Source organism: Paraburkholderia sp. MPAMCS5 (genome assembly GCF_036016995.1).
Lineage (GTDB): Bacteria > Pseudomonadota > Gammaproteobacteria > Burkholderiales > Burkholderiaceae > Paraburkholderia.
The window spans coordinates 317,766-343,478 of sequence record NZ_JAYXBK010000002.1; the positions used below are offsets into that span (position 1 = coordinate 317,766).

Consider the following 25,713-nt stretch of genomic DNA (forward strand, 5'->3'; position numbering starts at 1 on the left):
AGGAGAACGGCCATGCGTGAAGTGCGAATTTTCGAGCTGGAACATGACGAGCCCACGTCGGCGTGGCGTGTCGCGCGCCCGTCGACTTTCAAGGTGATTTCGGGCGAAATCTGGCTGACCGTCGAAGGCGACAGCGCGGATTACTGGCTCGCGACCGGCGAATCGGTCGAGCTGTCCCGGCGGGCGGTGGCGTGGATCAGCGCCGGGCAAGCTGGCGCGCGCTTCGCGCTCGCCAGCGGTTCGGAGCGAGGCAAGACGAAGGCGAAGCCGGGCGTGCCGGCGCGGGACCGGTTGCCGCGCTGGCTCGGCGCGGCCTGAAACCTGGCCTACACTCAGGTCACGCCCTCTGCTCAAGCGTAAAGACCATGACGCCCGAACTCGCGCTCGACCACATCTGGACGCTCGCCGGCTGCGACCCCGCCGCGCTTCGCTCGATTTCGCTCATCGGCTCGGAGCCGGGGCTGCCGTCGGTTTATCGCGTCGGCGCGCTGGCTTTGGCGACCATCGGCGCGACGGGGTTGGCGGCGGCGGAATTTCATCGGTTGCGAACGGGGCGCAGGCAGCGCGTGACGGTCGACATGCGGCGCGCGCTCGCTTCGTTTCGCAGCGAGCGGTATCTGCGTATCGACGACGGTCCGCCGCCCGTGCTGCGCGATCCCGTCACGGGCTTCTATGAGACGCGGGACGGCCGCTGGATTCAACTGCATACGAATTTCGCGCATCATCTGCAAGGCGTGTTGACGGTGCTCGGCTGCGGGAACGACCGCGCGGCGGTGGCGGCGGCAATTCGCGGCTGGGACGGCGCGACGCTCGACCAGACGCTCGCCGATGCGGGCCTGTGCGCCGCGCTGATCCGCACGCTCGACGAATGGGCCGCGCTCGACCAGGCAAAAGCCATCGCGCGCATGCCGCTCTTCGAGATCGAGCGAATCGGCGCCGAACCGTCCGAACCACCCGCAACGTCCGCAATGCCCTCGCTTAACGGCGCAAGCCGCCCGCTGTCGGGCGTGCGCGTGCTGGATCTGTCGCGCATTATCGCGGGACCGGTGGCCGGGCGGGCGCTCGCGCAGCATGGCGCCCAGGTGTTGACTATCAACGGTCCGCATCTGCCGAACATCGCGCCGCTGGTGATCGACAATGGGCGCGGCAAGCGCTCTGCCCTGGTGGATCTGCGCGACGCAACCGGGCGTGAAACGCTGGGCGCGTTGACGTGCGATGCCGATGTCTTTCTGCAGGCCTATCGTCCGGGCGCACTGGCCGCGCGCGGCTTCGGTCCCGACGATATCGCGCGCTTGCGCCCCGGCATCGTCTATGTGTCGGTGTGCGCGTATGGATACGAGGGACCGTGGGCGTCGCGGCGCGGCTTCGACAGTCTCGTGCAGTCCGCGAGCGGCATTGCCTTTACCGAACAGCAGGCGGCGGGTTGGCGCGAGCCGAAGCACCTGCCTTGTCAGGCGCTCGATCACGCGACGGGCTATCTCGCCGCGTTCGGCGCAATGGCCGCGTTGGCGCGGCGCGCGGCCGAAGGCGGAAGCTGGCACGTGAAGGTGTCGCTCGCGCAGACAGGCCGCTGGCTGCAATCGTTCGGGCAAATGGCCGAGGGCTTTAGAGCGCCCGATGTCTCGCACGATGGCGTGCGCGATTGCCTCGATACCGTGCAATCCGAATTCGGCCGTGTCGAGGCCGTGCGGCCGGCCGAACAGCTCGAAGAGACACCGGCATTCTTCGCGCTACCGCCGTCGCGGATCGGCGCGCATGAGGCGAAGTGGGTTTGATGCGCCGCCGCGCGACTACTTGCGCAACTCCGCCACGAAGTCGTAGTAATCGTTGCGGCAATACGTGTCGGTCAATTCGATCGCGCGCTGATCGGCGGTGTAGCCCACGCGCGTGATGAGCAGCAGCGCTTCGTTCGGCGCGATGCTCATCTGCTGCGCGATCTCTTCGTTCGCGTTCACCGCACGGAAATGTTGCAGCGCGCGGACGATCGTCAGTCCGCGATGTTCGAGATACGTGTACAGCGAATCGCCGATAGCCTGCGGATCGGGAATCACCGCTGCCGGAAAAGTCGAATTTTCGACGGCCATCACAATGCCGTCGGCTAGACGCAAGCGCCTTAGACGCGTCACGGCCGCAGCCGGCGAAAGCCCGAGTTGGATCACTTCTTCGCGATTGGCCGGCAGGATTTCGCGCGAGAGCCACTGGGAACTCGGCGTGAAACCGCGCCGCCGCAGCATTTCGCTGAAGCTCGACAGACGCGATAGCGGATCTTCATAGCGCGGCGTGATGAAACTGCCGGCGCCTTGCGTGCGCCGGATCAAGCCTTGCTCGACGAGCAGCGCGATCGCCTTGCGAGAGGTGATTCGCGAGACGCCGAGCGCTTCCGAGAGCACGCGCTCCGAAGGCAGCGCTTCGCCGGCGTTCCAGCGGTTTTCGTGAATCGCCGTGCCGAGCTTGCGAGCAAGTTGCAGATAGAGCGGCGTGTCGTTTTCCGGGTCCGGGCGCAGGTCGCGCCAGCGGTCTTCCGAGGCAGAGGTCATGGGGCTTACGCAAGAAGGGCGAGGAGCAATTCTAAGACATCGGCGCCGCGCGTTATAGCGGGCTTTTGCCTGGTGCCCGGTTCGATGCCGCCGCAACCGCTAAACTCGTCGATACGAATTTTGCAGCCGCCTATTCAGCCACCGCAGCCACCTTCAGCCACTTCAGGGAGTCAGCATGACGAGCGATATCGCAAACGTGAGCTTGCCCGACGGCGAGCGCATTCCGAAACTCGGCCAGGGCACGTGGGAAATGGGCGAGCAGCCGTCGCGCCGCGCGGCTGAAATCGACGCGCTGCGTTGCGGCGTCGAACTCGGCATGACGCTGATCGACACCGCCGAAATGTACGGCGACGGCGCGACGGAGTCGCTGCTGGGCGAAGCGCTAGCGGGACTGCGCGAACAGGTTTTTCTCGTGAGCAAGGTGTATCCGCATAACGCCAGCCGGCGCGGCGTGATCGCGGCGTGCGAGCAGAGTCTCAAACGTCTGAAGACCGACCGGCTCGATCTGTATCTGCTGCACTGGCGCGGGTCGGTGCCGCTCGCGGAGACGGTCGCGGGTTTCGAGGCGCTGCGCGAGGCGGGCAAGATTCGCTACTGGGGCGTGAGCAACTTCGATACCGACGACATGGAAGAACTCGTCGCGACGACCGGCGGCGCGGCATGTGCGACCAACCAGATTCTCTACAACGTCGCGCGGCGCGGGCCGGAGTTCGACCTGCTGCCGTGGCTCGCAGCACACAGGATGCCGGCCATGGCCTACAGCCCCGTCGATCACGCGCGTCTGCCGAAGCGCTCGCCGCTCGACGACATTGCAAGCGCGCGCGGCGTCTCGGTGTTTCAGGTGGCGCTCGCGTGGGTGCTGACGCGGCCGGACGTGGTCGCGATTCCGAAAGCGAGCCGCGTCGAGCATGTGCGCGACAACTATCGCGCGCTGCAACTGCGGCTCGATCCGGAAGAAGTCGCCGCCATCGACGGCTACTTCAAGCCGCCGCGCGGCAAGCGTCCGCTGGAAATGCTGTGAGCGCGGCGCTCGCCGCGTGAGGTTCGCCGCGCACGGTCAGTTGCAACTGTGATGCATGTGGACCGAACCGAGCACCGCGACTTCGGCCGGCGTGTGCTTGAGGGAATCTTCGTTGACCTGACCCGCGTCCGCGACGAATTCGTCGACGATCGACGAGACTGGCGTATTGCGCAGACACAGCGACACGCGCTGCGTTTCGTTGGCGGGCAAGGCCGTGCGCTGGCCGAGGAACAGCACGCCGTACTGATAACCGTGAATGATGCCGCGGATCGCGCCGACACATTGACCTTGCGCGACGTTATCGCTTTTCTGCTTGCAGGTTTGCGCGAGCGAATAGGCGGAGAAGCTGGGATCGACTGGCGGCGCGGCTTGCGACAACGTGGGCGACATCGGCTGAGCCGCCGGTGCGGCTGGTTGCGCGCCGGTTTGCGCATGAGCGAGCGATGCGAGGCCGAGTGCCGCGGCCATGACGAGGCCGGTGACCGCGCGCGGCGCGCAGCGGGGGACGTTTCGTTGCATGTTGTGGTGCCCTCATATCGAACGTTGAATCTGATATGAGGCAATTGCCGCGCTTTGGTTCCAGGCGCGGCGAGCGCCGTGCACCTTCGCCGACGCGCCGCGTCCGGCGTTTTTACCGAACCGGCTGGCTGTCGTCCGGAACGTTGTTCGCCTCGTCGCGCGAGGCGGCTTGCAGCACGCGCAACTCATCGGCGGGAATGTGGCAGCGGATCAGATGCGTGGCGCCGTCGCCGGCCTCGGCAAACGGCGGATCTTGCTGCTCGCAGATCGCGCCGAGCTTGCGCGGGCAGCGCGTATGAAACACGCAGCCGGACGGCGGCGACGCGGCGCTCGGCAGATCGCCCGAGAGGCAAATGCGAGCCTTGCTTGCGGGGCCGTCGAGTGTCGGCACGGAAGACAACAGCGCCTCCGTATAAGGATGCTGCGGGCCGCCGAACACCGCCGCGGCCGGTCCGATTTCGAGCAGCCTGCCGAGATACAGCACCGCGATGCGATCCGCCAGATAGCGCACGACATGCAGATCGTGCGAGATGAACACATAGCTCACGCCACGCTCGCGTTGCAGTTCGGCGAGCAGGTTCAGAATCGCGGCCTGCACGGAAACGTCGAGCGCGGACGTCGGCTCGTCGCACACCACCACGCGCGGCTCGCCCGCGAACGCGCGCGCAATCGCCACACGCTGCTTGAGTCCGCCGGAAAGCTGCCGCGTGCGCGCGCCGAGATAACGCTCCGGCAAACGCACGGCGGCGGTCAGCGTGGCCAGCCGTTCGTCGATGGCGGCGCCGCGCAGCGCGGCCAGACGCGACAACGCGCGGCCAATCAGCCGCTTCACCGAATGCGCGCGGTTCAGCGCGGAGTCGGGATTCTGGAACACGATCTGCAACGACTTGACCTGCTCGCCGTTGCGCCGCGTGACGCGCGCGGCGAGCGGCGCGCCGTCGAGTTCGAGCACGCTGCCGGCGTCGGGCGTGAGCAGGCCGAGCATCAGCTTGGCGAGCGTGGTCTTGCCGCTGCCGGATTCGCCGACGAGCCCGAGCGTCTCGCCGGCCGCGAGGTCGAGAGAGACGCGATCGACGGCGCGCAGCGCGGCGCCGGACACATGGAACGTCTTCGACAATTGTTCGGCGCGCAGCACCGGCACGCGCGGTTTCGCGCCGGCGTCCGCGCCGTCTTGCCGAGGCAGCGCTTGCGCGCTCGCGCGCGGCAGCTCGATGGCGCGCTCGTGATAGTGGCAACGCGACATCTGATCGCCATGCGCCGCGCTCACGCGATACGGCGGCGGCGCTTCGCGGCGGCAGCGGTCGTCGGCGAGACGGCAGCGCTCCGCGTAGATGCAGCCTTGCGTCACCGAACCCGGCGGCGGCAGGCCGCCGGCAATCGTGTCGAGCCGCTCGATGTCCTTGCTGCGGCCCGCCGTGGGCAGACAGCGCAACAGCCCGACCGTGTACGGATGACGCGGCCGCGTGAACACGTCTTCTGTCGCGCCTTCCTCGACGAGCTTGCCCGCGTACAGCACGCCGACGCGCTCGCACATGCGCCCGATCACCGCGAGATTGTGGCTGATGAACAAAATGGCCGTGCCGAGTTCCGCGCGCAAGTGCGCGACGAGGTCGAGCACTTCCGCTTCGACGGTGGCGTCGAGGCCGGTGGTCGGCTCGTCGAGAATCAGGAGCGCCGGGTTCGACGCGAGCGCCATGGCGATCACGACGCGCTGCTGCATGCCGCCCGACAATTGATGAGGATAGCTGTCCATCACGCGTTCGGGCGATGCAATGCGCACGCGGTGCAGCATCTCCAGCGCGCGTTGCAAGGCTTCGTCGCGCGCGAGCCCGGCGGCCTCGAAGGCTTCGGACACTTGCCGCGCAATCGTCAGCGAAGGATTCAGCGCGCGGCCGGGGTCCTGATAGACCATCGAGATCGTATTGGCGCGCATCGTGCGCAGCGCGTCGGCGTCGAGCTTGTGCACATCCGCGCCGGCGATCACGATCTTGCCCGCCTTCACCTTGCCGTTGCGCGGCAGATAGCGCAGCGCCGCCATCGCAACCGTGGATTTGCCGCAGCCCGATTCGCCGACGAGGCCATACGCTTCGCCACGCCGCACGCGAAATGAAACGTCCTGAAGCACTTCGCGGTCGCGTCCGCGCATCCGGTAGGTGACCGTGAGGCCGACCACGGTCAGCGCATCCGTGCGGTCGCTCTTCGACACGTCGAAGGCGGGGAAAGAGGAGGGCGGCGGTCCGTTCATCGGTCGAGCACACCTTGCACGCCGTCGGCGATCAGGTTCACGCCGACCACCAGCGTGGCGATCGCGCCGGCCGCGAACACGACGGTCCACCATGCGCCGCCCGCCATCAGCGTGTACGACTCGGACAGCGTGAGGCCCCAGTCGGCGGACGGCGGCTGAATGCCGAAGCCGAGAAACGACAGCGTGGCCACCGCGAAGATCGCGTAGCCGAGCCGCACGGTGGCCTCGACGATGATCGGCGGCAGCACGTTCGGCAGAATTTCCGCGAACATGATGTACGGCGCGCGCTCGCCGCGTAGCTGCGCGGCGGCCACGTAGTCCAGATGCCGCTCGGCGAACACGGCGGCGCGCACGGTGCGCGCGGTGATCGGCGTGAACGTGATGCCGATGACGAGTATCACCGTGAAGTTCGACGCGCCCACGGCGGCCAGCGCGAGCAGCGCGACGATCACGAGCGGCAACGCGAGCACGGCGTCGATTGCGCGGCCCACCACGTCGTCGACCCAGCCGTCGAAGTAGCCGACCATCAAACCCAGCGCCGTGCCCGCCACGGTGCCGAGCAGCGTCGCGAGCGGCGCGATGGTGAGAATGTCGCGCGCGCCCACGATCACGCGCGAAAACACGTCGCGGCCGAGTTGATCCGTGCCGAACCAGTGCGCGTGGTCGGGCGGCGTCAGCGAATTGAGCGGATCGGACGCATACGGATCGACGGGCACGAACCAGGGCCCGGCAATCGCACACACGATCCACCACAACACGATGACCGCGCCCACCACGAATGTCGGCGAGCGCAGCAGCACACGCAACTGATGAAAGCGCGGCTCGCTCGCGACACGCGGCGCGGCGGGCGGGACGATCGTGCTCATTCGGCGCTCCTCACGCGCAGGCGCGGATTGAGCAGCACGTGCAACGCATCGGCAATCAGATTGGCGACGGTGTAGACCACGCCGATGGTCAGCACGCCGGCTTCGAGCATGGGGAAGTCCTTCGCTTTCGCGGCGTTGTAGATCAGCGAGCCGATGCCCGGATAGCGGAACAGCGTCTCGACCACCACGAGCCCGCCGATCATGTAGCCTAGCTGCGTGGCGGCCACGGTGATGGTCGGCAGCAACGCGTTGCGCAACACGTGCCGCCAGATCACGATGTGGCGCGGCAAGCCCTTCAGGATCGCGGTGCGCGTGTAATCGGCGTCGAGCGCTTCGACAGTACCGGCGCGCGCCATCCGTGCGATATAGCCGAAGAACACCAGCACGAGCGGCAGCACCGGCAGAATCAGATGGCGCAATTGTTCGAGCGCGCCAGCGTCGGGCGGATACGAAGCCTCAATCGGCAGCCAGCGCAGCCACACGCCGAACCCGAGAATCAGCACGATCGACGACACGAATTCCGGCACCACGGTCGCCGATAATCCGGCAATGCTGATCGTGCGATCGAGCCAGCGTCCCGCGTGCATGGCGGACCACACGCCGCCCGCGATGCCGAGCGGCACGACCACGATGAACGCAAGCAAGCCGAGCTTCGCGGAATGCGCGAGGGCGTCGGCGATAAACGGGCCCACGGCTTCGCGATACGCGTACGAGAGCCCCATGTCGCCGCGCACGAAATGCGAAATCCAGTCGGCGTATTGCGTCATCAGCGGACGGTCGGCGCCGAGTTGATGATTCAGCGCGGCAACCGCGCGCGCGTCGGCGAGCGGGCCGAGCACCGCGCGGCCGATGTCGCCCGGCAGCAGTTGTCCGCCCGCGAACACGATCACGGACAAGAGCCACAGTGTGATCAGCGAGAGCGCGACGCGCGTCGCGAGAAAACGCGCGACGCGCCCGGCGTTGCCGTTCGGCGCGGAGGCGGGAGGATTCACTGTGCTCGACATCGTGAACGTCTGGCCGGTGAATAGCGGCGCTTGCGCGAGCCGCTTACGCGCTCAACACCGCGCGGTCGAAATAGAGCTGCGCGAGCGCGGTGAAGCGCACGCCGTTCACGCCCTTGCGCATCGCGATCAACTGGTCGTAGAAGAACGGAATGATGATCGGCGTTTCGTCGAGCAGCAGTGTCTGGATCTGCCCGGAGATTTTTTTCTGCGATGCGAGGTCGACGGCCGCGACGAATTGCGCGACCAGTTGATCGTATTGCGGGTTCTTGAAGTGCGCCGCGTTCCATGTGCCGGTGCTCGTGAGCGGCGCATTCAGAAACACGTTCGGCACGCCGCGATGACCGTAATCGGTGATGCCGAGCGGCGAGTCGAGCCAGTCGGATTTGCCCGGCGTGCCCGCGCCGTAATACAGCGACTGGCTCTCGACTTTCAGATTGATGCGCACGCCGATTGCCTTCGCCGCGTTCTGCACGACGACGGCGAGATCGGGAATCTCCATGTACTTTTCGGTGGTCAGCGTGACGTCGAAACCGTTCGGCACGCCGGCTTGCGCGAGCAGTTGCCTGGCTTTCGCAATGTCGATTTTGCGTTGCGCAACGCCCGCATCCGATGATGGAAACACCGGCGCGAACGGACTGTCGTTGCCGAGTTGCGCGCGGCCCTTGAAGAGGCCGCGCACCAGCACGTCGCGATCGAGCGATAACGCGAGCGCCTGGCGCACGCGCTTGTCCTTGAACAACGGATTGTCGTTGCGCATATGAATCTGCCGATGCGCGCTCGACTTCACACCGACGGCCTTGTAGTCGGGATTGTTCAGAATCGCCGCGCCGCCCTGCACGGTGAAGGTGCCCATCACGTCGGCCTGATGGCCTTGCAGTGCCAGCAGTTGCGCCTGCTGATCGGCATAGAAGGAAAACTGTACGCGCTGCGGTAACGCTTTGTCGCCCCAGTAATCGGAATTGCGCACGAACGACGCGCCGACCTTCGGCTGATACTTTTCGAACCTGAAGGGACCGGTGCCGATGAAGCTCTTTTCATAGCCGCCCGCGTAGTTGGCGGGCAGGATCACGGCGTTGTAATTGTCCGATGAAACGTAGTACGGGAAGTTGCCGTTGGGCGCGTCGAGGTGAAACGCGACCGTGTGGTCGTCGACGACTTTCGCGCCGCCTTTCGAGAGCACGCCCTTTAACACCGAGAGCGCCGCCGAGCCGCTCGCGGGATCGGCGAGACGGTCGAAGGTGGCGGCCACGTCCTTCGCGGTGAAGGGCTGGCCGTCGTGGAACTTGACGTTCTCGCGCAGCTTGAAAGTCCACACGTCGCCTTTGTCGTTCGGCTTCCAGGAGAGCGCGAGGGCGGGCTTCAGGATGAGCTTTTCGCCGTCGTCGTCGATGAGGAATTCGCCTGTTTGATTCAGCAGCGCGAGACTCGCGGCGTCGGTCACGGTCAGCGGATCGACTGCGCCCGCGGGCGTCAGATGCGCGACGCGAATCGTCTGACTGGAAGGCGCGCCGGGTTTCGCGCCGCCTTGCGCGAACGCGCGCGGCGCATTCAGCACGCCGCCGCCCACCAGCGAGAACCCGATCACGCTCGCATAGCGCAGCAGATCGCGGCGCGTGATGCGGCCGGCGAGGAATTCGTCGATTGCGTGGTTGCCGTAGGCGTCGGCGGTGCGGCGGGCCAGGTCGAGAGCGGGGAATCGGTCAGCGGGAGTCTTCATTGATTGAATGTCCAGTCCGTTCGGTTGCCGGTTCTGAGAAGCCGCGCCGGATGCGCGACAGGCTGACTGCGAGGCGACGCTGTTGCTTCTGGCGATGCAAAGCCGCTTCAGTTTAAGCGATTGCTCGTGGATTGGAGCGCTTGAGGACGCCTCAGGTTTGCTATCGGTGGATAAAAGGGCGGCTGTGTGTCGTCAGGACAACGGTCGGGGCGGCCTTGAGCGGATGCGTGTAGCGCGTTCCTCACGATACGCTTGCGGCCCGCCGACGCTCCGGCGAATGAACCGGCAAGTCGGCGTGGAAAGCTTACCGGCCGCTCCGCTCGCGTGGCTTCGACGCGGTTGCAATTACCGCGCCTCGATGCCCGGCCGCCGCCAGCGATGAAGCAGCACCGAGCCGATCCAGCACGCCGTGAACATAGCGACGATGCCGTAGCCCAGCATGCCGAACTGCTCGTTCGCGCTGACCGCCGCGCGCCATAAGCCGCCGTTCAGGCCGAGCTTGTCCGACAGCAGTCCCAGCACTTCCACGCCGCCGATCACGATCGCCACCACCGCCGAAACGAACGTGATGCTCGCGTTGTAGCAGAGCTTGCGCCTGGGGTCGTCCATTGCCCAGCCGTAGGCGTGGACCATCAATACGTTGTCCGTCGAATCGACAAGCGTCATGCCCGCGGTGAAGAGCGCAGGGAAGACGAGTATCGAATAGACGGGCAGACCTTTGCCTGCTTCGGACGCGGCAATCGCGAGCAAACCGATTTCGGTCGCGGTGTCGAAGCCGAGGCCGAACAGCACGCCGACGGGGTACATGTGCCAGCTTTTCGTCACGAGCCGGAAGAGCGGGCGCAATGCGCGAGCGAGCAAGCCGGCAGGCGCGACACTATCTGGCGCGTGAGCAGCGGCTTCGCCGTCATGCTGGAGGCGGCGATAGCGGCGCCACACGTCGTGCAGAATCGCGAGGTTCACCGCGGCGAGCACGAGCAGGAAAGTCGCCGAGACGAGCGTGCCGATCATGCTGCCCACGGCCCTGAAGCTGTCGAAGCGCCCATGCAGCGAATGCGCGGTCCACGCGATGCCGAGCGTCGCGAGCATCACGATGGTCGAATGCCCGAGCGAAAACGCCAGTCCCACGCCGAGCGGCCGCTTGCCGCTTTGCATCAGCTTGCGCGTGACGGCGTCGATGGCGGCGATGTGGTCCGCGTCGACCGCGTGACGCAGACCGAAACCGTAGGCGAGCAACGCGGTGCCGAGCAGCAGCGGGTAATGGCGAAACGCGATCAGCGCCCACGTCCATGCGGCCAGACTGGCGACGATCAGAACGGTGTACAGCGTGACAAGGCGAGGGCGCAGCGAAGCGGTCGGCGTCATGAGTCGCGTGAAAGCGGATCAGTGATCGTGCGGATGTTTGTGAATCGGATCGACCCAATACACGGTCTCCGGTGCTTCGACGGCGTCGATGTTCAGGTTGACCACGACGGCTTCGTTGTCGCTTCGCACGAGCACGCATTCGAGCGGATCGTCGGTGCTCGCGTTGATTTCCTGATGCGGCACATAGGGCGGCACGAAGATGAAGTCGCCGGGACCGGCTTCGGCGGTGAATTCCAGATGCTCGCCCCAGCGCATCCGCGCGTGGCCTCGCACCACGTAGATCACGCTTTCGAGCGCGCCATGATGATGAGCGCCGGTCTTCGCGTTCGGATGAATCGTGACCGTGCCGGCCCAGATTTTTTGCGCGCCGACGCGGGCGGCGTTGATCGCGGCGGCGCGGTTCATGCCTGGCGTTTGTGCCGTGTTCGCGTCGAGCTGATCGCCGCGAATCACCTTCACGCCGTGCTCGCGCCAATCGACGGGCGCCGCCTCCTTGTTCTTTTCGTTGCTGTAATGCGGATGTTCGTGATCCTGGCTCATGACATGTCTCCTCGTGAGAGTGAGTTCCGGCGATGGCCGTGGCGCCGTGCTGGCACGCCTTGGGCATTTTCACACGATCAAAAAAAGCCCGTCCACGAAGGACGGGCTTTCGAGCTTTAAGCCCGGTTGGCCGCGCAAGCGCTTACTTGTGCTTCGCGCTGATCACCGCCTCGGCGACGTTGCTCGGCGTCTCGGCGTAGTGCTTGAACTCCATCGTGTAGGTCGCGCGGCCTTGCGTGGCCGAGCGCAGCGACGTCGAATAGCCGAACATTTCCGCGAGCGGCACTTCGGCGCGAACCAGTTTTCCGCCGCCGCCCGCGATGTCTTCCATGCCTTGCACGAGACCGCGACGGCTCGACAGATCGCCCATTACGTTGCCCATGAAGTCTTCCGGCGTTTCCACTTCGACGGCCATCATCGGTTCGAGCAGCACGGGCTTCGCTTTGCGCATCGCCTCCTTGAAGGCCATCGAGCCGGCCATGCGGAACGCGTTTTCGTTTGAGTCGACGTCGTGGTACGAACCGAAGGTCAGCGTCACCTTCACGTCGACCACCGGATAGCCCGCGAGCACGCCGGCCTTCAGCGTTTCCACGATGCCCTTGTCGACGGCCGGAATGAATTCGCGCGGAATCACGCCGCCCTTGATCGCGTCGACGAATTCGTAGCCCTTGCCTTGCGCCGCGGGCTCGAGCGTGATCACCGCGTGGCCGTACTGGCCGCGCCCGCCCGACTGCTTGACGAACTTGCCTTCCACGTCTTCGACCTTGTTGCGCACCGTTTCGCGATAGGCCACCTGCGGCTTGCCGACGGTCGCTTCCACGCCGAACTCGCGCTTCATCCGGTCCACGAGAATTTCCAGATGCAACTCGCCCATCCCGGAGATGATCGTCTGACCGGATTCCTCATCCGTTTGCACGCGGAACGACGGGTCTTCCTGCGCGAGACGATTGAGCGCGATGCCCATCTTCTCCTGGTCGGCCTTGGTCTTCGGCTCGACGGCCTGCGAGATCACGGGCTCGGGGAAAATCATCTTTTCGAGGATGATGACCTTGTTCGGATCGCACAGCGTGTCGCCGGTGGTCGCTTCCTTCAGGCCGACGGCCGCCGCGATGTCGCCCGCGCGCACTTCCTTGATTTCCTTGCGCTCGTTCGCGTGCATCTGCAAGATCCGGCCGAGGCGTTCCTTCTTTTCCTTCACCGGGTTGTAGACCGTGTCGCCGGAATTCACCACGCCCGAATACACGCGGAAGAAAATCAGCTGGCCGACGAACGGGTCGGTCATGATCTTGAAGGCGAGCGCGGAGAACGGCTCGTCGTCGTTCGGATGACGCTCCGCTTCGTTGTCGTGCTCGTCGTGGCCGAGAATCGCGGGCACGTCCACCGGCGAGGGCAGGTAGTCGATCACCGCGTCGAGCATCGCCTGCACGCCCTTGTTCTTGAACGCGCTGCCGCACAGCATTGGCACGATTTCATTCGCGATGGTGCGCGCGCGCAGACCGTGCTTGATTTCCTCTTCGGTCAGCGTCTCGCCGCCCAGGTATTTGTCGAGCAGTTCTTCGCTGGCTTCGGCGGCGGCCTCGACCATCTTGTCGTGCCATTCCTTCGCCGTGGCCGCGAGTTCGGCCGGAATGTCCTGGTATTCGAACTTGATGCCTTGGCTCTCGTCGTCCCACACGATCGCCTTCATCTTGACGAGATCGACGACGCCCTGGAAATGCTCTTCCGCGCCGACCGGAATCTGGATCGGCACCGCGACGCCCTTCAGGCGCTCGCCGATCTGACGCTGCACGCGGAAAAAGTCCGCGCCGACGCGGTCCATCTTGTTGACGAACGCGATGCGCGGCACCTTGTACTTGTTCGCCTGACGCCACACGGTTTCCGATTGCGGCTGCACGCCGCCGACCGAGTCGTAGACCATGCAGGCGCCGTCGAGCACGCGCATGGAGCGCTCGACCTCGATCGTGAAATCCACGTGTCCCGGCGTGTCGATGATGTTGATCCGATGCTCCGGATAATTGCCGGCCATGCCTTTCCAGAAAGCGGTGGTGGCCGCCGAGGTGATCGTGATGCCGCGCTCCTGCTCCTGTTCCATCCAGTCCATCGTCGCCGCACCGTCGTGAACCTCGCCGATCTTGTGGGTCACGCCGGTGTAGAACAGGATGCGTTCAGTGGTGGTGGTTTTGCCGGCATCGATGTGAGCGCTGATGCCGATATTCCGGTAGCGCTCGATGGGAGTCTTGCGGGGCACGTGAACCTCCTTGGAATAGCGCGCCTGAAACGCTTTCCGGGCGGCAGTCTGTGCTGCCCGGACCGCGGGATGCTGGGTTGCTGAGAATACTAGGATAGCGCGTCGGCCCGTCTTTTGCAGGAATGTTGCCAGGCCGCGCTGGCCATGCCGGACAGCGGTTCGCGACGCTGCAATACGCGCAAGCCGTATGGCGAGGCGGTGGACGCGGCCACACTGATCCCGCCGATACTGGAGGCGTTCAGGGCTGGCGATCGGGAATTCAGGAAAGGAACGTCAGCCGAGGTTGCCCCGCCCAAACAGTCCTGACGAATCTACCATCACGCTAACGACAAAGCGCAGCGGCGCACGTGTTCCAGGAACAGCGTGCCAGCACGGGCCAGCCGCGTGCTGCGCGTGGTGCGGGCGAACAGCACCACGCCCAATCCTTCTTCCTGTTCCTTGATCGCTCGCGATAGCGAAGAGTGCTCGATGTGCAGCCGTTCAGCGGCACGGGCGAAGTGGAACCCTTCGGACGCCGCAAGAAAACAACGAAGGTGACGTAACGCCATTGTTGACGCCAACCGAATAGGCGGGCAGCGCCTTGTCCAACCTCTCAGGCGAAGCCATGCTGATCCTAGTGGCTCATCGCTCTACTCACGGCCGGCTTTCCTGGGTTCTGCCGGCGCGCAGTCCTGTCAATCGCATCCGCTACTGTGTGATACAGCGCGGAGGGAAGATCGTGGCCCATACCGTTAACAGCCATGAATTCGGCTCCGGGGATGGAAATGGCCGTGTCCCTGCCGCAGTCCAGAGGTATCAATGGATCATCAACCCCATGCACAACCAGGGTCGGAGCTACGATCCGGGCAAGCCTTGAGCGGATGTCGCCGGTTGCAGCTATCGCACCGATTTGCCTTCCGAACGCGGCCGGATCGTAAGCACGCCTGGCTTCTTCCAACACCAGGATTCGATGTACTTCCTCATCGAGGGGATAACCAGGACTTGCGATGCGCCGCGCAAATGCGAGGCTGTGCTCCAGGAACCCTGCTTCATCCTCGAATGGGTGAGGCGATCGCTTCGTTAGCATGGCCATGATGTCTGGTGCAGCAGAGGGAAGATTCGGATTCCCCGTGCTGGACATGATGGATGTCAACGACAAAATCCGTTCTGGATACTCACTGGACATCAATTGGGCAATCATCCCGCCCATTGATCTTCCGACGACGTGTGCCCGGTCGATTTGCAGGGCGTCGAGTAGCCCAATGGCGTCCCCAACCATGTCGTAGAGTGTGTAAGGCACATCCGGCGTTCGGCCTGCTGCGATTGCACTTGCCAAAGCCGAAAAATCGGGTGCCGGGGAGTGCGTGAAATGCGTCGAGCTACCTGCATCGCGGTTGTCGAATCGGATCACACGAAAACCTTTAGCCACCAGGCTCTCACAGAACGGCGCTGTCCACCGAATCATCTGAGCGCCAAGGCCTGAGATCAACAGAATGACCTCGGCGTCTTCATCGCCAAAACTTTCATAGCCCACGGTAACGCTGTTTGTTTTTACGAATTCCATTAGTCTTATTCCTTGTGAAATTGGGCTCCACCAACCTGAGTGATGGGAAGAATGCGTGAGTCTTCAATTGCAGCCGTCCTGTGACCCATTCCTGCGAGGTAGTCTTTGTTGTCTGCAAAAGCGAGGAACGACTGAGCGCTGCTTTGACGAATCATCATGATCAGATCCCATCGTTCGTGCTCGGGGCCGACCAGGAGAAGACCTCCGGCACCGAGAAATAGAAGTTCACCGCCACTTTCGTGCAGGAATGGGAGCGTGTGGCGGATGTAGCAATCAAAAGCCTCAGCACCGCTGATCGGCGTCTTTGGTGCCAACTCTGGATTGGCGGAATAATCGGCAGTTTCGCGGAAGCGCAATAGGTTTAGCATAATGACGCTGCCCTGTATTCCTCGCATTACGAACGCGCGACCCGATTCCTGCGTAGGCTCCAGATAGCGCGGATGTGGAAATGAAATAGTCATTTGTTTGATTCCTTGATGTCAGCGGCCGAAACGGCGGTCAATGACCCACGCGGTTCTTCTATCAATGAAAGTCGCGCGGCGGGATCGCGCACATCGCGGGGCCATGCAGCGATGAGATTCCGAACCCTGAGGGCTGCTTATGGAAGGTATGCCCACAGGACCCAAAATATTGGAGGGCAAAAGGGCAGGCCAACAGAATGTCAAAGGTACGAGAGTGACGAGCCAGGCGGAATTTTTGCTCGCCAGACTGCCATGCACTTATCCAATTCGGATGGATAGTCAAAATCCGGTTCTGGGCGTTCTTTGATCTGATCTATGATTTCAAACGCGAATTGAGATTCACCGAGCAAACGCCAGTCCGCCAATAAATCAGGATTTCGATGAACGCCTAGCCGCAGCTCCAGTCGATGGCGATTTAATGCGCCGTTTAAATTGGTGCTTTTTCCTATCAACTGTTTGCCAGTTATTTTGTTTCTAATTGAGTAGATTCCCATGCATGGGAATGAGAGTTTATAAATATTGGCGAGTTCTTTTCGCCTGACTTTGTCCATCATGACTTCCTCGCATTTGAGGTGAGTGTGTGCCCGGCACATGCTTCAGCAGCCTGCACGATAATTTTGTTTGCAACGCCTGAAGGCCATTTTGCGACCAGCTCTTTTCAGCAATTGGAGGTCATCCGAAAACCGGGCTCGGCTCGCGTCTTCAAAAAAAGGACTATTGCCGGCCGTTCAAACAAAGCGATGTCTCGACTGATCTTCACGGTGCGAAGCGCATGATTGAATATTATCCGGGTAAAAAGTGACTGTCAATAACATCCGGATATAAATCGATCGGCCGGTGTAGCTTGCCATGAGGACTTTTCGGAACGGCCCGGTTCCAGGAGTCACATCGGAGCGGCGAGAGGGGATGCCGGATCAGGTTTCAGAAAGTACCGGCATATGAGGGGCGCGCGTAAGTTTTGATAAACCTGCTGTATCTAGCTTCAGCGCAGTTCAGCGAAGTGCCGGGGCCGGAGTCATCGTGAAACAAAAAAAGCCGGCGCCTTGCTAAAAAGGACGCCGGCTTTTGCGATGGGTGGCGAGGTGGGGCGGTGGTTCAGTGGTGGTTCGTTAGCGCGGCTCGACGTGCGAATCGACGCGTGACTTATATCGCAACTTACTGTGCCGCCGGCAAGCCCTGAATCTTCATTCCCGGCTTGATGCCCTTTGACGTAAACCACCCTTTGCTCATTTCGAGCACATAGACGCCATTGTTCTTCGGGCAGTGATTGTTGGTGGTTTCGGCCTGCATCTCGTCGATGTCGGTCACGGTGCCGTCCGCGCGCATGAACGCAATGGAGAGCGGAATCAGCGTGTTCTTCATCCAGAAGCAATGCACCGCATTTTCATTGAAGACGAACAGCATGCCTTCGTTCGGCGCGAGCTTCGTGCGATACATGAGGCCTTGCTCGCGATCCGCATCGTTGGCGGCGACGGCTGCGTCGATCACGAACATGCCGGCGGTCAGTTTCACGCGCGGAAACTCGCCCGGCTGTTTTGCGCCGGCCGGCATTTGCTGCGCGTGAGCGGGCAGCGCGTTCAGGACGGTGAACGAGACGGCCGCGAACGGCAGGATCGCGGCAACGACGAAACGCGCGATCAACGAGCGCATGGGAAATCGCACGGCATGACTCCTTGCTTAATTTAACCGGGGAATGTTACGCGAGCGCGTCAAAAACAAAAAGGCAGATCGCCTTTCGGTGATCTGCCTTTCAACGCCGTAAGAACGGCAATGAAGCTAGTTCTTGACTGCGTTTTTACAACAAACTTACTCCGAAGCTGCCGAAGCGGCTGCAGCAGCAGCTGCCTTCTTGTGCGACTTCTTGTGAGCGTGCTTCGTGGTCTTCTTTGCCGACGAAGCTGCTGCCGGAGCTGCCGGAGCTGCCGAAGCTGCTGCCGGTGCCGAAGCTTGTGCGAATGCTGCCGTTGCGAAGAGGCCAGCGACCAGAGCGGCGATCAGTTTGTTCATTTTGAAAATCCTCAGCTTTAGTTAATTAACCAAATGACCCGGTTATGTTTGAGTCATGTCGGTAAACGTGCCATCCACCTTTCGGTTGACAGCCGCATCGAACAAATTTTCGACACGTCTGCCGAGCGCTCAGACTGCCTGCACCTGCCGCGCGAGCGGCTTGTACCAAGGCCCTTAAGGCTGAATGCCGGACAGCTTCGGGCGGCATCTGCGTCGAATAACGCGTGAGCGCGCACACCGGTTGACGAAAATTTTCGAGAAAGTTTCGCTGCCGGACATTGAGGTGAACCAGGCTTTGGCTTGCGCGTGCGCATGTCAATGTTTCACGGCTTCGTGCTAAACAGTTTCACGGGCGGTTTTGTTCGCCCATACAACGAGTTAGCGCGCGAACAAGCGAATTACGCGACGCCTTCCCATGGTGCATTGAGCGGCAATTCGACGCTCTCACCCGGTTGCAGGCCGAGCGAAAAAATATCCAGCGCGCCAATGCCGACGCGCACGAGACGCAGCGTCGGAAAACCGACCGCCGCTGTCATGCGGCGCACCTGACGGTTCTTGCCCTCGGTGATCGATAACTCGATCCAGGTGGTGGGAATCGCCGCGCGATAGCGGATGGGCGGCGTGCGTGACCAGAGCTTGTCCATCGCCATATCGGTGGGCTCGACATGGGTTGCGCGGCACGGCTTCGTCACGTAGTCGCCGAGATCCACGCCGCGCGCGAGCTTCTGCAACGCCGCGGCATCGACCGCGCCTTCCACTTGCGCCCAATAACGCTTCACCAGCTTGTGACGCGGTTCGGCAATACGCGCTTGCAGCGCGCCGTCGTCGGTGAGAAGGAGAAGGCCTTCGCTGTCCGAATCGAGACGGCCGGCCGGATAAACGCCGGGCACCTTCACCCAGTCGGCCAGCGACGCGCGCGTCTCGTGCGCGGAGAACTGGCAGATAGTGCCAAACGGCTTGTTCAGGGCGAGAAGATGCATAAGGATTGATGGAAGTCGTGCGGCGCCCATCGCGGCGGCAAGCGCCCACGCTAAACTGGAAGGCGCCAGTGCCTGTAGTCAAGGCGCGATGATAAAGCATAATGCGCCTGAAACGCCCGCGAGTCTTATACAAGACTCAATGAATCCGCGCTTGTGCGTCGTCGTTGCTTCATGTTGGAAAACCCCAAGCCGAAGCGGTCTCGATGCGGCGGTCTCGTGGGCTAGAATAACTGCCAGGCCGCTTGCAGCGTCCGGCATAGCGCGTAGCGAGGAGCGCCCTTTTTCGCAGTCTCCCATCAGCTTTTAGCACAGCCTTCACTGGAGTCCGATCATGCCGTATCAGCACATCAAGGTTCCGACCGGCGGTGACAAGATCACCGTTAATGCGGATTTCTCGCTCAACGTTTCCGACCAGCCGATCATTCCGTTTATCGAAGGTGACGGCACCGGTCTCGACATCACGCCGGTCATGATCAAGGTCGTGGACGCCGCGGTGGAAAAAGCCTACGCCGGCAAAAAGAAGATTCACTGGATGGAAATCTACGCGGGCGAAAAGTCGACCAAGGTCTACGGCCCGGACGTGTGGCTGCCGGAAGAAACGCTGCAGGTGCTGAAGGAATACGTGGTGTCCATCAAGGGTCCGCTCACCACGCCCGTGGGCGGCGGCATCCGTTCGCTGAACGTCGCGTTGCGCCAGGAGCTGGACCTCTACGTGTGCCTGCGTCCCGTGCAGTATTTCAAGGGCGTGCCCTCGCCGGTGCGCGAGCCGGAGAAAACCAACATGGTGATCTTCCGCGAGAACTCGGAAGACATCTACGCGGGCATCGAATGGCCGGCCGAATCGGAACAGGCCAAAAAGGTCATCAAGTTCCTTCAGGATGAGATGGGCGTGAAGAAGATCCGTTTCCCGGCAACGTCGGGAATCGGCATCAAACCGGTGTCGCGCGAGGGCACGGAGCGTCTGGTGCGCAAGGCGATCCAGTACGCGATCGACAACGACCGCCGTTCGGTTACGCTCGTGCACAAGGGCAACATCATGAAGTACACGGAAGGCGCGTTCCGTGACTATGGTTATGCGCTCGCGCAGAAGGAGTTCAACGCGGAGCTGATCGACGGCGGTCCGTGGATGAAGGTCAAGAACCCGAAAACGGGCAGCGACATCGTCGTGAAGGACGTGATCGCCGACGCGTTCCTGCAGCAGATCCTGCTGCGTCCGGCCGAATACGACGTGATCGCCACGCTCAATCTGAACGGCGATTACGTGTCGGACGCGCTCGCCGCGCAAGTGGGCGGCATCGGCATCGCGCCGGGCGCGAACATGTCGGATTCGGTGGCGATGTTCGAAGCCACTCACGGCACGGCGCCGAAATACGCGGGCAAGGACTACGTGAATCCGGGCTCGGAAATTCTCTCGGCTGAAATGATGCTGCGTCACCTCGGCTGGCTCGAGGCGGCGGATCTCATCATCAAGTCGATGGAAACGTCGATCCTGCAAAAGCGCGTCACCTACGACTTCGCGCGTTTGATGGAAGGCGCGACGCAAGTCTCGTGCTCCGGGTTCGGGCAGGTGATGATCGAGAATATGTGAGTGCGCGCGCTGCCAGGCCGAAGCCTGGCGTGCGGTGCGGGAAGCCCCGGTTGCGCTCTACGCGGCCGGGGCTTTTTTATGCGCGTGCATCGGCTTGCATCCGCTCGCGTGCCGTTATTGAGATGCGTGGCGCGGCGGCTCGGTTAAGTTATGCCGCGGTTACGCCGCGGCGAATGGCAACCGCCTTGCGCATGCAATTCAGATAACGATCTCTATGAACCCAGGCTCCATCGCCGCAAACGTCTACGTCGCCACGCCCAGCTATGGCGCGGTGGTCACCACCGGCTACACACTCGGACTGCTCGATCTCTACGATATGTCGTCGGCGTACGGCTTCGGCATCCGCGTGAACTTCAACAGTTTCGACAGCCTCATCACGCGGGCGCGCAACACCATGGTCGCGGAGTTCCTCGCGGACGAGCGCTTCACGCATCTGATGTGGATCGATAGCGATATCGGTTTCAAGGGCGAAGACGTGGTGCGTCTGTTGCAAGCGGAGCGGCCCGTCGTGGCCGGCGTCTATCCGTTGAAGAACGATGGCTGGCCGGCAGCCGGACTCGCGCAGGCGCTGCCGGCGGGTTCGACCAAAGCCGATTTCCGCGCGCTCCATGCGACTTATCCCGCCGTGGCGCGCAGCGCTTCGCTCGAACCGGACGCGGACGGTTTCCTTGACGCGCGCTACGCGCCGACCGGTTTCATGCTGATCCGGCGCGAGGTTTTTCTGGCGCTGATCGCGCGCTATCCGGAGCTGCAATACCGCTCACCGTTTGTCGGCCGGCCTGAACTCGACGAGGGCAAGCCCGCCGGATTTCTCTATGCGTTTTTCGATACGGGCATCTGTCCGCAAACACGGGTGTATCTGTCGGAGGACTACTGGTTTTGTGATCTTGTCGCGCGCATTGGCATCACGCCGGCCATCGACACGCGCTCCAACCTGAGCCACCAGGGCATCGCGGTTTATGAGGGCGATCTCGCCCGCAGCCTCGCCGTGCAGCGCGCAATGACACACGGCATCGCGCGGTAGCGTGCGGTCATGCCCGATATCTGGGACACGGATGTATCCGCAACGCAGATGTATCCGCAACGGATCACAAACCGGGCGCACAAAAAGAAACCCGGCGCGAGGCCGGGTTTCAAAGGACGGGTATCGAACAAGTATCAGGCGGGTGCCTGGATGTTCGATGCCTGCTTGCCCTTCGGGCCTTGCACGACCTCGAAAGTCACCTTTTGGCCTTCCTTGAGGGTCTTGAACCCATTCATCTGGATGGCCGAGAAGTGTGCAAACAGATCTTCACCACCTTCATCAGGCGTGATGAATCCGAATCCTTTTGCGTCATTGAACCATTTGACCGTACCAGTTGCCATTCCAACTTCCCCTGTAACTCATGTCACTACCACGAGCCCTCGAAAAGCTCGACGACCGCGCGATGCAGCCGCCCCTCCTCACAAGCTCACCATCGGCATTTTTTCGAAATTTGGCGCAGTGAAAAAAGTGCCAGCTTGATTGTTGAGGCTCTTTATTCGAGTGTCAAGAAAATTTTGAGACATCGTGGCGGGCGTTGCAAACAGGCAGTTTTCAGGGTTTTTCCCGCTTTCGTAATGTGCGGTTGCGCAAGCGGGCGATCTTGAAAAGTCGCATAATCGTCTCACATGCTGTTCTGCCGGCCGTTCCCGCCGTGTTTCGATGGCGAGCTGCTGTCAGCCAGCTCCGGCAGGTTGTGCGATACTCGATCCGACCGCGGCGCAACAAGGCCGCGACGCATGATCAGGATCGGGGCCGGCTCCGCAATCGGCTCGTGAATGGCGCACGCGGGCGGTGAGTTTCCGCCGGGCGGCAGCGTTCGGGCTCACTGGCCGGTTGGCCGGGTTTTGACAGGATTGCGGGCCTGTCCTAGTTGTTTAGAATGGGTGTATGGCGATTATCCCGGACAAGCAGGACGGCACCGTACTGGAGCGGCAGGAGAAAAAGCTCAAGCCGCCGGCCATGTACAAGGTGGTGCTGCTGAATGACGACTTCACGCCAATGGAATTTGTCGTGATGATCGTGCAGGAATACTTCAATAAAGATCGTGAAACCGCAACGCAGGTCATGTTGAAGGTGCATCGCGAGGGCAGGGGAGTTTGTGGGGTCTATACGCGGGACATCGCGTCGACCAAAGTCGAGCAAGTCGTTACCCACGCACGGCAGGCCGGGCATCCGCTGCAGTGTGTGATGGAGGAAGCATGATTGCCCAGGAACTGGAAGTCAGCCTGCACATGGCGTTCATGGAAGCACGCCAGGCGCGGCACGAGTTCATAACGGTCGAACATCTTTTGCTGGCACTGTTGGACAATCCGACAGCGGCGGAGGTGTTGCGTGCATGCGCGGCCAATATCGAGGATCTGCGCCAGAACCTGCGCAACTTCATTCATGACAACACGCCTACCGTGCCCGGCACGGACGACGTGGACACGCAACCCACGCTGGGTTTCCAGCGTGTGATCCAGCGCGCCATCATGCATGTGCAGTCCACCTCGAATGGCAAGAAGGAAGTGACCGGCGCGAATGTGCTGGTCGCGATCTTCGGCGAGAAGGATTCGCATGCGGTGTACTACCTGCAACAGCAGGGCGTGACACGTCTTGACGTGGTCAATTTCATTTCGCACGGCATCGCCAAGACGAGCAGCACGGACGCCGCGAAAGCGAGCGACACGAATGCCGAGTCCGACGAAGCCGCCGCCCAGAAAGAAACGCCGCTGGCCCAGTTCACCCAGAATCTGAACCAGATGGCGAAAGACGGCCGCATCGATCCGCTGATCGGGCGCGAGTCGGAAGTGGAGCGCGTGGTGCAGGTGCTGTGCCGCCGTCGCAAGAACAACCCGCTTCTGGTCGGCGAGGCCGGCGTCGGCAAGACCGCGATCGCCGAAGGGCTCGCATGGCGCATCACGCGCGGCGAAGTGCCGGACATCCTGGCCGACGCGCAGGTGTACTCGCTCGACATGGGCGCGCTGCTCGCCGGCACGAAGTATCGCGGCGACTTCGAACAACGCCTCAAGACAGTCCTGAAGGAATTGAAGGAACGTCCGCACGCGATTCTTTTCATCGACGAAATTCATACGCTGATCGGCGCGGGCGCCGCGTCGGGCGGTACGCTGGACGCCTCGAATCTGCTGAAGCCGGCGCTGTCCTCGGGCACGCTCAAGTGCATCGGCGCGACGACGTTCACGGAATATCGCGGCATCTTCGAAAAAGACGCGGCCTTGTCGCGCCGTTTCCAGAAGGTCGACGTGACGGAGCCGTCGGTCGAGCAAACCGTGGCGATCCTGCGCGGCCTGAAGTCGCGTTTCGAAGAACATCACGGCGTCAAATATTCGTCGGGCGCGCTGTCGGCGGCGGCTGAGTTGTCGGCACGCTTCATCACGGATCGCCATTTGCCGGACAAGGCGATCGACGTGATCGACGAAGCGGGCGCCGCGCAGCGCATCCTGCCGAAGTCGAAGCAGAAGAAGACCATCGGCAAGAACGAGATCGAGGAAATCATCTCGAAGATCGCGCGCGTGCCGCCGCAAAGCGTGTCGCAAGACGACCGCAGCAAGCTGCAAACGCTCGATCGCGATCTGAAGAGCGTGGTGTTCGGGCAAGATCCGGCTATCGACGCGCTGTCGGCCGCCATCAAGATGGCGCGTGCGGGTCTCGGCAAGCTGGACAAGCCGATCGGCGCGTTCCTGTTCTCCGGTCCCACGGGCGTCGGCAAGACGGAAGTGGCGAAGCAGCTGGCGTTCACGCTGGGCATCGAGCTGATCCGCTTCGACATGTCGGAGTACATGGAGCGTCACGCGGTGAGCCGTCTGATCGGCGCGCCGCCGGGATATGTCGGTTTCGACCAGGGCGGCCTGCTGACGGAAGCTGTCACGAAAAAGCCGCATTGCGTGCTGCTGCTCGATGAAATCGAGAAGGCGCATCCGGACATCTACAACGTGCTGCTGCAGGTCATGGACCACGGCACGCTGACGGACAACAACGGACGCAAGGCGGATTTCCGCAACGTCATCATCATCATGACGACGAATGCGGGCGCCGAGGCAATGGGCAAGTCGGTGATCGGCTTCACGAACCGCCGCGAAACCGGCGACGAGATGGTCGACATCAAGCGCATGTTCACGCCGGAGTTCCGTAACCGTCTGGACGCGACCATCAGCTTCCGTTCGCTCGATGAGGAAATCATCATGCGCGTGGTCGACAAGTTCCTGATGCAGCTGGAAGATCAACTGCACGAGAAGAAGGTCGACGCGCTCTTCACCGACGCGCTGCGCAAGCATCTCGCCAAGCACGGTTTCGATCCGCTGATGGGCGCGCGGCCAATGCAGCGCCTGATTCAGGACACGATCCGTCGCGCACTGGCCGACGAGTTGCTGTTCGGCAAACTGATGAACGGCGGCCGGGTGTCGGTCGACGTGGATGCGGAAGACAAGGTGCAATTGACCTTCGACGAGCATCCGGCGCCGCGCAATCCGAATCCGGAAGCAGTGGAAGTCGAGTAAGCGCAAGAAGCCTTCTGGGCAAAACAAAAACGGCGTGGACCAGGTCCACGCCGTTTTTCTTTGTGCAGCCCGAGCCCGAGCCCAAAGCTGGCTTAATGCTTGCCCGTGCTGCCGAAGCCGCCCGCGCCGCGCTCGCTTTGCGCGAAATCGTCGACGATATTGAATCTGGCCTGCACGACGGGCACGATCACGAGTTGCGCAAGACGCTCCATCGGATTCAACACGAACGTGGTCTCGCCGCGGTTCCACGTCGAAATCATCAGTTCCCCTTGATAATCCGAATCGATCAGGCCGACCAGATTGCCGAGCACGATGCCGTGCTTATGGCCGAGACCCGAGCGCGGCAAAATCAGCGCGGCATAGCCGGGATCGCCGACGTGAATCGCGAGTCCCGTCGGCACCAGCGTGGTCTCGCCGGGTTTGAGCGTCAGCGGTTCGTTGAGGCACGCGCGCAGATCGAGGCCCGCGCTGCCGGTGGTCGCGTAGGCGGGCAGTTGTTCGCGCATGCGCGCATCGAGAATCTTCAGGTCGAGTTTCATGCAGGTTCGAAG

At 62.5% G+C, this 25,713-nt stretch carries 24 protein-coding genes and 2 pseudogenes; 8 read left to right on the top strand and 18 right to left on the bottom strand.

Annotation, left to right across the window (positions count from 1 at the left end; all coding sequences use genetic code 11):
- Positions 1–12 precede the first annotated feature (12 nt).
- Entirely contained in the window at positions 13–318 is a 306-nt protein-coding gene (locus tag VOM14_RS05480) for a DUF2917 domain-containing protein (protein WP_327627724.1), read from the top strand.
- 47 nt (positions 319–365) lie between these two features.
- On the top strand, positions 366–1,775 hold the full coding sequence (locus VOM14_RS05485) for a CoA transferase (RefSeq protein ID WP_327627725.1): 1,410 nt from the start codon (positions 366–368) through the stop codon (positions 1,773–1,775).
- Between the two features lie 15 nt (positions 1,776–1,790).
- Here the strand turns inward: VOM14_RS05485 and VOM14_RS05490 are convergent, their stop codons facing one another.
- A complete protein-coding gene (locus tag VOM14_RS05490; protein ID WP_327627726.1) occupies positions 1,791–2,537 on the bottom strand; it encodes a GntR family transcriptional regulator in 747 nt (248 codons plus the stop codon).
- A gap of 175 nt (positions 2,538–2,712) precedes the next feature.
- On the opposite strand from VOM14_RS05490, the gene VOM14_RS05495 reads away from it, so the two are divergent.
- Positions 2,713–3,558 (top strand): aldo/keto reductase, encoded by an 846-nt coding sequence (locus VOM14_RS05495; RefSeq protein WP_327627727.1) that lies wholly within the window; start codon positions 2,713–2,715, stop codon positions 3,556–3,558.
- 36 nt (positions 3,559–3,594) lie between these two features.
- Here the strand turns inward: VOM14_RS05495 and VOM14_RS05500 are convergent, their stop codons facing one another.
- The 8 genes from VOM14_RS05500 to fusA all read right to left on the bottom strand — a co-directional run bounded on the left by VOM14_RS05500 (position 3,595) and on the right by fusA (position 14,062).
- Positions 3,595–4,077, bottom strand: a complete 483-nt coding sequence (locus VOM14_RS05500) for a hypothetical protein (protein ID WP_327627728.1) — start codon at positions 4,075–4,077, stop codon at positions 3,595–3,597.
- Between the two features lie 112 nt (positions 4,078–4,189).
- On the bottom strand, positions 4,190–6,322 hold the full coding sequence (locus tag VOM14_RS05505) for an ABC transporter ATP-binding protein (RefSeq protein ID WP_327627729.1): 2,133 nt from the start codon (positions 6,320–6,322) through the stop codon (positions 4,190–4,192).
- Positions 6,319–7,188, bottom strand: coding sequence for an ABC transporter permease (locus VOM14_RS05510; RefSeq protein ID WP_327627730.1), 870 nt, complete (start codon positions 7,186–7,188; stop codon positions 6,319–6,321). The genes VOM14_RS05505 and VOM14_RS05510 overlap by 4 nt, the downstream gene beginning before the upstream one ends.
- On the bottom strand, positions 7,185–8,192 hold the full coding sequence (locus tag VOM14_RS05515; RefSeq protein ID WP_327627731.1) for an ABC transporter permease: 1,008 nt from the start codon (positions 8,190–8,192) through the stop codon (positions 7,185–7,187). The genes VOM14_RS05510 and VOM14_RS05515 overlap by 4 nt, the downstream gene beginning before the upstream one ends.
- 43 nt (positions 8,193–8,235) lie before the next feature.
- Positions 8,236–9,909 carry an ABC transporter substrate-binding protein gene (locus tag VOM14_RS05520; protein WP_327627732.1) on the bottom strand — a complete coding sequence of 558 codons (1,674 nt, stop codon included), beginning with the start codon at positions 9,907–9,909 and terminating at the stop codon, positions 8,236–8,238.
- Positions 9,910–10,254: 345 nt separating this feature from the next.
- Positions 10,255–11,274, bottom strand: a complete 1,020-nt coding sequence (locus tag VOM14_RS05525) for a HoxN/HupN/NixA family nickel/cobalt transporter (RefSeq protein WP_327627733.1) — start codon at positions 11,272–11,274, stop codon at positions 10,255–10,257.
- Between the two features lie 18 nt (positions 11,275–11,292).
- Complete coding sequence (locus VOM14_RS05530) at positions 11,293–11,814, bottom strand: cupin domain-containing protein (RefSeq protein WP_327627734.1); 522 nt, start codon at positions 11,812–11,814, stop codon at positions 11,293–11,295.
- A 142-nt stretch (positions 11,815–11,956) separates the two neighbouring features.
- Positions 11,957–14,062 (bottom strand): elongation factor G, encoded by a 2,106-nt coding sequence (gene fusA / locus VOM14_RS05535; RefSeq protein ID WP_327627735.1) that lies wholly within the window; start codon positions 14,060–14,062, stop codon positions 11,957–11,959.
- Positions 14,063–14,248: 186 nt separating this feature from the next.
- On the opposite strand from fusA, the pseudogene VOM14_RS05540 reads away from it, so the two are divergent.
- Positions 14,249–14,368 (top strand): annotated as a pseudogene (locus VOM14_RS05540) (DUF2274 domain-containing protein); the annotation flags it as partial.
- A gap of 32 nt (positions 14,369–14,400) precedes the next feature.
- On the opposite strand, the pseudogene VOM14_RS05545 reads toward VOM14_RS05540, so the two are convergent.
- The 7 genes and pseudogenes from VOM14_RS05545 to VOM14_RS05575 form a co-directional block, all read right to left on the bottom strand.
- Positions 14,401–14,610, bottom strand: a pseudogene (locus VOM14_RS05545) (LysR family transcriptional regulator); the annotation flags it as partial.
- 65 nt (positions 14,611–14,675) lie between these two features.
- Positions 14,676–15,605 carry an alpha/beta fold hydrolase gene (locus VOM14_RS05550; protein WP_327627736.1) on the bottom strand — a complete coding sequence of 310 codons (930 nt, stop codon included), beginning with the start codon at positions 15,603–15,605 and terminating at the stop codon, positions 14,676–14,678.
- A 5-nt stretch (positions 15,606–15,610) separates the two neighbouring features.
- Complete coding sequence (locus tag VOM14_RS05555; protein ID WP_327627737.1) at positions 15,611–16,066, bottom strand: DUF1330 domain-containing protein; 456 nt, start codon at positions 16,064–16,066, stop codon at positions 15,611–15,613.
- Positions 16,067–16,266: 200 nt separating this feature from the next.
- A complete protein-coding gene (locus VOM14_RS05560) occupies positions 16,267–16,620 on the bottom strand; it encodes a GIY-YIG nuclease family protein (RefSeq protein WP_327627738.1) in 354 nt (117 codons plus the stop codon).
- A 601-nt stretch (positions 16,621–17,221) separates the two neighbouring features.
- Positions 17,222–17,728 (bottom strand): DUF192 domain-containing protein, encoded by a 507-nt coding sequence (locus VOM14_RS05565; RefSeq protein ID WP_327627739.1) that lies wholly within the window; start codon positions 17,726–17,728, stop codon positions 17,222–17,224.
- Between the two features lie 144 nt (positions 17,729–17,872).
- Positions 17,873–18,073 (bottom strand): hypothetical protein, encoded by a 201-nt coding sequence (locus tag VOM14_RS05570; protein ID WP_327627740.1) that lies wholly within the window; start codon positions 18,071–18,073, stop codon positions 17,873–17,875.
- 398 nt (positions 18,074–18,471) lie between these two features.
- Entirely contained in the window at positions 18,472–19,053 is a 582-nt protein-coding gene (locus VOM14_RS05575) for a pseudouridine synthase (RefSeq protein ID WP_327627741.1), read from the bottom strand.
- Between the two features lie 331 nt (positions 19,054–19,384).
- Between VOM14_RS05575 and icd the strand changes: the two genes are divergently transcribed.
- A complete protein-coding gene (gene icd, locus VOM14_RS05580) occupies positions 19,385–20,641 on the top strand; it encodes an NADP-dependent isocitrate dehydrogenase (protein WP_327627742.1) in 1,257 nt (418 codons plus the stop codon).
- A 214-nt stretch (positions 20,642–20,855) separates the two neighbouring features.
- Complete coding sequence (locus VOM14_RS05585) at positions 20,856–21,665, top strand: hypothetical protein (protein WP_327627743.1); 810 nt, start codon at positions 20,856–20,858, stop codon at positions 21,663–21,665.
- A 134-nt stretch (positions 21,666–21,799) separates the two neighbouring features.
- Here the strand turns inward: VOM14_RS05585 and VOM14_RS05590 are convergent, their stop codons facing one another.
- Positions 21,800–22,006 carry a cold-shock protein gene (locus tag VOM14_RS05590; protein WP_007180614.1) on the bottom strand — a complete coding sequence of 69 codons (207 nt, stop codon included), beginning with the start codon at positions 22,004–22,006 and terminating at the stop codon, positions 21,800–21,802.
- A 547-nt stretch (positions 22,007–22,553) separates the two neighbouring features.
- Here VOM14_RS05590 and clpS point away from each other — a divergent pair.
- Both clpS and clpA read left to right on the top strand, forming a co-directional pair.
- Positions 22,554–22,868, top strand: coding sequence for an ATP-dependent Clp protease adapter ClpS (clpS, locus tag VOM14_RS05595; protein ID WP_074765375.1), 315 nt, complete (start codon positions 22,554–22,556; stop codon positions 22,866–22,868).
- Entirely contained in the window at positions 22,865–25,162 is a 2,298-nt protein-coding gene (gene clpA / locus VOM14_RS05600; RefSeq protein WP_327627744.1) for an ATP-dependent Clp protease ATP-binding subunit ClpA, read from the top strand. Before clpS ends, clpA begins: the two co-directional genes overlap by 4 nt.
- Before the next feature lie 92 nt (positions 25,163–25,254).
- Here the strand turns inward: clpA and dut are convergent, their stop codons facing one another.
- A complete protein-coding gene (gene dut / locus VOM14_RS05605; protein ID WP_327627745.1) occupies positions 25,255–25,701 on the bottom strand; it encodes a dUTP diphosphatase in 447 nt (148 codons plus the stop codon).
- Between the last annotated feature and the right edge of the window lie 12 nt (positions 25,702–25,713).